The sequence below is a fragment of the Plantactinospora sp. ZYX-F-223 genome (assembly GCF_039649625.1).
Taxonomy (GTDB): Bacteria; Actinomycetota; Actinomycetes; order Mycobacteriales; family Micromonosporaceae; genus Plantactinospora.
Map to the genome: position 1 here is coordinate 1 of NZ_JBDJAV010000122.1, position 4,191 is coordinate 4,191.

A 4,191-nucleotide genomic window follows, 5' to 3' on the forward strand; every position below is an offset into this window, starting at 1 on the left:
TGGGAGCAGGTCTGCGCTCCCGCGGGCGTCGACCGGCGCTCAACCGCTTTGACCTGCACGTATCGGCTCCGGGGCGACCTGCGGCCTTCGCGTCGTCGCTGGTCGGAGCGTTGGTCGGTGTTCCTTGATGGCATGAAGGAGCGGGGCCTCGCTCCTCGTGACTCCCGGCGGGATGCTCGGGGTGCTCACATCAGACGACGAAGGAGGCCCCACCATGGAGGCAGAGTACGACGGCCCGCAGGTTGTGGGTATCGATCTGTATCGGCGTCGGTCGGTGCTCGTGCGGATGACCGAGGCCGGCGAACGGCTGGACAGCGTCCGTATCGACAACGATCCGATGGCACTCGCGGCGGAAATCGCAATGGCCGGCGAGCATCCCCAGGTTGTGCTGGAAGCCGCTTACGGCTGGTACTGGGCGGCCGATGTCCTGACCGATGCCGGCGCCCAGGTGCACCTGGCGCACCCGCTGGGGATGAAGGGGTTCGCTTACCGGCGGGTCAAGAACGACGTCCGGGACGCGGCGGATCTGGCGGACTTGCTGCGGATGGGCCGACTGCCCGAGGCCTGGATTGCCCCGCCGGCGATCCGCGAGCTGCGGGAGCTGGTGCGGCACCGGGCCAAGCTGGTCGCCTGGCGCAGCGGATTGAAAGCATCCGTGCACGCGGTACTGGCCAAACAGGGCCTGCACCCGCACGTCTCGGATCTCTTCGGCGTCGCCGGCCGGCGGTGGCTCACCACCGCTCCGCTGGACGCGGCGTATCGGCTGCGCGTCAACTCACTACTCCGGCTGATCGACGGCATCGACTTCGAGATCAGCGCGGTCGCCGGACCGTTGCGCGCGGCCCTGGCCGGTCACGCCGGGTTCCGGGTCGTGCAGAAAGTGCCCGGCGTGGGCTCCACTCTCGCCGCGATCTTCGTCGCCGAGATCGGCGACGTGACCCGCTTCGGCGCCCCGGCGCACCTGGCGTCGTGGGCCGGGCTGACGCCGAAGCACCGTGAGTCCGACACCGTGATACGACGTGGGCCGATCACCAAACAAGGCTCGACTCTGGTGCGGTGGGCCGCGGTCGAAGCCGCCCAGGGCGCCCGCAACGCCGACCGGCTCACCGAGACCCATACCCGGATCGCCGAACGGCGGGGCCGCAACATCGCCACCGTCGCGGTGGCCCGCAAACTGCTCACCTACGTCTACTACGGCCTGCGCGACGGGCATATCCGCGCCCTGGCGAAGGTCAAGGCGGCGTGAGCGGGCTCGGACGTGACCGGACGCGGGTCGTTCTGTGTCTGACCTCCGTCGGCCGGCGGTGTGGTCGCCTGCTTGATTGACCCCGTCCGGTCACGGTCGTCATCACCATGCCCCCCGTCGGCGGGGCGGATGGATGATCGGCAGCCGAGCCCTCGGCCTGCCCTTCCGGCATCACCCGGAACCTGGCGATCACGACCACACCCCACACCATCACCGCCACAGAACAGGAGGCGGCACACCAACGCGCCCACGCCCACCCTCAACACCGAACCAACCAGCCCAAAACGCCCGACTTGACCGACCCCACTCCTTCATGGATGACACAGAGGGGTGCCAGATGAGTAAGCCTGGAGGTGGCCTCTGCCGGCCAGCTTGTACGAGGGCAAACTCATGGGACGATGCCGAATGGGCCCATGCTGTTGTAGTCCAGGCGTAGGGCTTCTGCCATCGTCCAGGCGTTCGGCAGGGTGAACAGATCTGCGCCGCCTAGGCGCTCTTTCCATCGTGGTACGAGGTCGTCGGCGGCTTTGGCGGCCACGGCGTCTAGGTAGGATTTGAAAACGGCCCAGGCGTTGGCGGTGTCGATTGGGGCCATGATCTCGTTCAGGTCGACCGAGGAGAGTGCTGCTTCGGTAGTGGAACGTAGGTCGTTTATGTATTCGATCTGGGTTCTTGCATCGTCCGGGGTGCCGGGTCGGTTGACGTGCCCGCCGATTAGCTTTTCGAACGGGTAGGTGAGTGCCTGCTCGTGGGCGTTGACGTAGCCGGGGATGTTCGCGGAGACCGCGAGGTTCGAGAAGGGCACCCAGCCGGGGAAGATTACGTCTACGAGCATTAGGACGCGTTGCTTCGGGGCGAAGATGAAGATGTTTCCTTCGGCGTGGTTGGGGCCCTTGTAGTCGAGTTGCAGGCTGTGGTCTCCTGCGTCGATCGTCAGGGTGTCGTCGAATACATGTGTCGGCATGGGGCGGTTCGGGTCGTCGAGTAATTTGAGCCGTTCCGCGGTGATACGGTGGGCGTAGCGTGGCACGTCGTCGGGGTAGACCGAGATCGCTCCGACGTGGTCGGAGTGCTGGTGGCTGTAGACGACGTGGGTGATGGGGCGGTTGGTTACGCTGCCGATTGCTCGGAGGATGTTGTGGCCGAGGGTGGGTGGCGCGTCGACGGCGATGACGCCCTCGTCCGTGACCACGAACATCATGTTGTACATGCCCTCACCGAGGAAGAAGACGCCGTCGGCGATCTCCTGCAGGGCATAGCCGGCTTTGGAGTTCTCGGGCCCTTGGGCGGCCTGCGGCACGGGGGCCATGGGCATCTTGCGCGTTCGCTCGGCGGCGTCGGAGTACGGGGTCGTCGACATGTCTGATCCTCTCCCTGACGATCGCCACTGGGCCTGCGCACGGACCCGCCAGGGATCGGTGTTCGGCACGCTCCCGCCTGGTGGAGTACGGGCCACGCTCGTCGATCATTCAGGCGAGCGTCGCGTCCCGCAGCCGTTTGGCCCGCATCTCACCCTCGTGAGGGAAGGAAGACGCCTTTTGACCGGCGCCCCAACGTCGGGAGGGTGTGCCTCAAAGTTCGTCACACCATGGCCACTCACTGGAAGCAACCTGGCTCGTTACATCGTGGCGTGGCTGTTCGATGACACGGCTATGTGTAGTAGACCGGTTGACAATATATCCCACAGCCGGGAGCTGCTGGTTTCGGTTGGGCGCGCGTACTGGGACAACCAGCTGGGCGACTGCCGACGAGAGCGCCCTGCGCGACTTGGGTGCCGAGTTGGCTCGCTGCGCTTCCGGCCTGTCTGGGACGTGGCTTCCGGCCTATTTGGGGCGCGCCCCGGTCTCCAGCAACAGGACTCCACATCGACAACGAGGAGAGACGAGGCCCGGAAATATGACGAGTGAGCCGATGGAAGAAGTGCTGGCCCGCTGGAAGGCGGCGTTCGACGGCCACCAGGTGGACGCCATGGCCGACCTGTTCACTCCGGATGCCCTCTTCCAGGGCTTCGGGCCCGAGGTCGTGGTCGGCCGAGACGCGGTGCACGACTATTACGAGTCGGTGCCTGATAACCGCGATGCCGAGGTGACCCTGCTACACACGTACACGATCGGGCAGGAAGTAGCCGGGGGGTTCGCGGACGTCACTTTCCGGGACCCGACAGGTTGGGAGGCCCCGGTGCACCTGTCGCTGGTCCTTCAACTCAGCGGAGGTACCTGGCGGATCCGCCAGTACCACGTGTCCCGGATCAGCAAGGAGCACTGACCTTGATCGGCGCCGCAGCGCTCCGACGCCGCAGCGCCGCAGCGCCGTGCGGCCGTCCTCATCAAGGTGCTCCTGGCCATGAGGCGCGACGAGCCATCGCGCGTCGCAAACAGTGGCAGCGGGTGCCGGATCATGTGGGCCGGTCACGTGGGCGCGTCGGCTTTGCCCGGGTCGTTGGGGTGGGGCTCCACCTCGGTGATGGCGGGTGTCATCCACGGGCGCAGCGGCAGAGTCCCGAGTACCTTTTCGTGCAGCTCGGCCTCGTTGGCTGCGCGCCACAGCCCGATGCTGCGCAACTCGCCGACGGGGCGCCACAGCCGCACCAGGTGACCGGCTGCGGCCAGTTCCCCGGCACGGACCTTTTCGGCGGCACGGCGTCGATCGACCTCGGCCGGGTCAGTGCCCTCTGGGACGTTCGTGACGAGCTCCACCAGAAACTCTTTCATACCCATACTCCATCTGGTCAGTTCGCCGCCGGTTGCGCCTGCGGTGGCACCTGCGGTTGCGCCTGCACCTGCAACAGGTCCAGGCAATTACCCCACAATGCCTCGAGTTGCGTTGGATCGTTGAGCAGTTTCGCGAGCAGCACGCGTCCCTCGATCTGGGCGACGATGGACTGAGGCTCCCCCCGGGATGTGGACACCGGGTTTACGCCGCGACTTGATGCAGCGTAGTGGGTG

5 protein-coding genes are annotated in these 4,191 nt (G+C 66.3%); 2 read left to right on the forward strand and 3 right to left on the reverse strand.

The window, feature by feature from the left end; all coding sequences use genetic code 11:
- Window positions 1-172: 172 nt before the first annotated feature.
- Window positions 173-1,246, forward strand: a complete 1,074-nt coding sequence (locus AAH979_RS42500; protein WP_346263781.1) for an IS110 family transposase — start codon at window positions 173-175, stop codon at window positions 1,244-1,246.
- A 388-nt stretch (window positions 1,247-1,634) separates the two neighbouring features.
- Here the strand turns inward: AAH979_RS42500 and AAH979_RS42505 are convergent, their stop codons facing one another.
- Complete coding sequence (locus AAH979_RS42505; protein WP_346263782.1) at window positions 1,635-2,606, reverse strand: MBL fold metallo-hydrolase; 972 nt, start codon at window positions 2,604-2,606, stop codon at window positions 1,635-1,637.
- Between the two features lie 551 nt (window positions 2,607-3,157).
- Between AAH979_RS42505 and AAH979_RS42510 the strand changes: the two genes are divergently transcribed.
- A complete protein-coding gene (locus AAH979_RS42510) occupies window positions 3,158-3,511 on the forward strand; it encodes a nuclear transport factor 2 family protein (protein WP_346263783.1) in 354 nt (117 codons plus the stop codon).
- A 143-nt stretch (window positions 3,512-3,654) separates the two neighbouring features.
- Here AAH979_RS42510 and AAH979_RS42515 read toward each other — a convergent pair whose 3' ends face one another.
- Together AAH979_RS42515 and AAH979_RS42520 are read right to left on the reverse strand one after the other, a co-directional pair.
- Window positions 3,655-3,957 (reverse strand): muconolactone Delta-isomerase family protein, encoded by a 303-nt coding sequence (locus AAH979_RS42515; protein WP_346263784.1) that lies wholly within the window; start codon window positions 3,955-3,957, stop codon window positions 3,655-3,657.
- 17 nt (window positions 3,958-3,974) lie between these two features.
- Window positions 3,975-4,191: hypothetical protein (locus AAH979_RS42520; RefSeq protein ID WP_346263785.1), on the reverse strand; the 217-nt coding region annotated here is incomplete at its 5' end.

Coding starts and splice junctions, on each gene's coding strand:
- AAH979_RS42505 (WP_346263782.1), bottom strand. CDS start 2,606: ATGTCGACGACCCCGTACTCCGACGCCGCCGAGCGAACGCGCAAGATG.
- AAH979_RS42500 (WP_346263781.1), top strand. CDS start 173: ATGCTCGGGGTGCTCACATCAGACGACGAAGGAGGCCCCACCATGGAG.
- AAH979_RS42510 (WP_346263783.1), top strand. CDS start 3,158: ATGGAAGAAGTGCTGGCCCGCTGGAAGGCGGCGTTCGACGGCCACCAG.
- AAH979_RS42515 (WP_346263784.1), bottom strand. CDS start 3,957: ATGAAAGAGTTTCTGGTGGAGCTCGTCACGAACGTCCCAGAGGGCACT.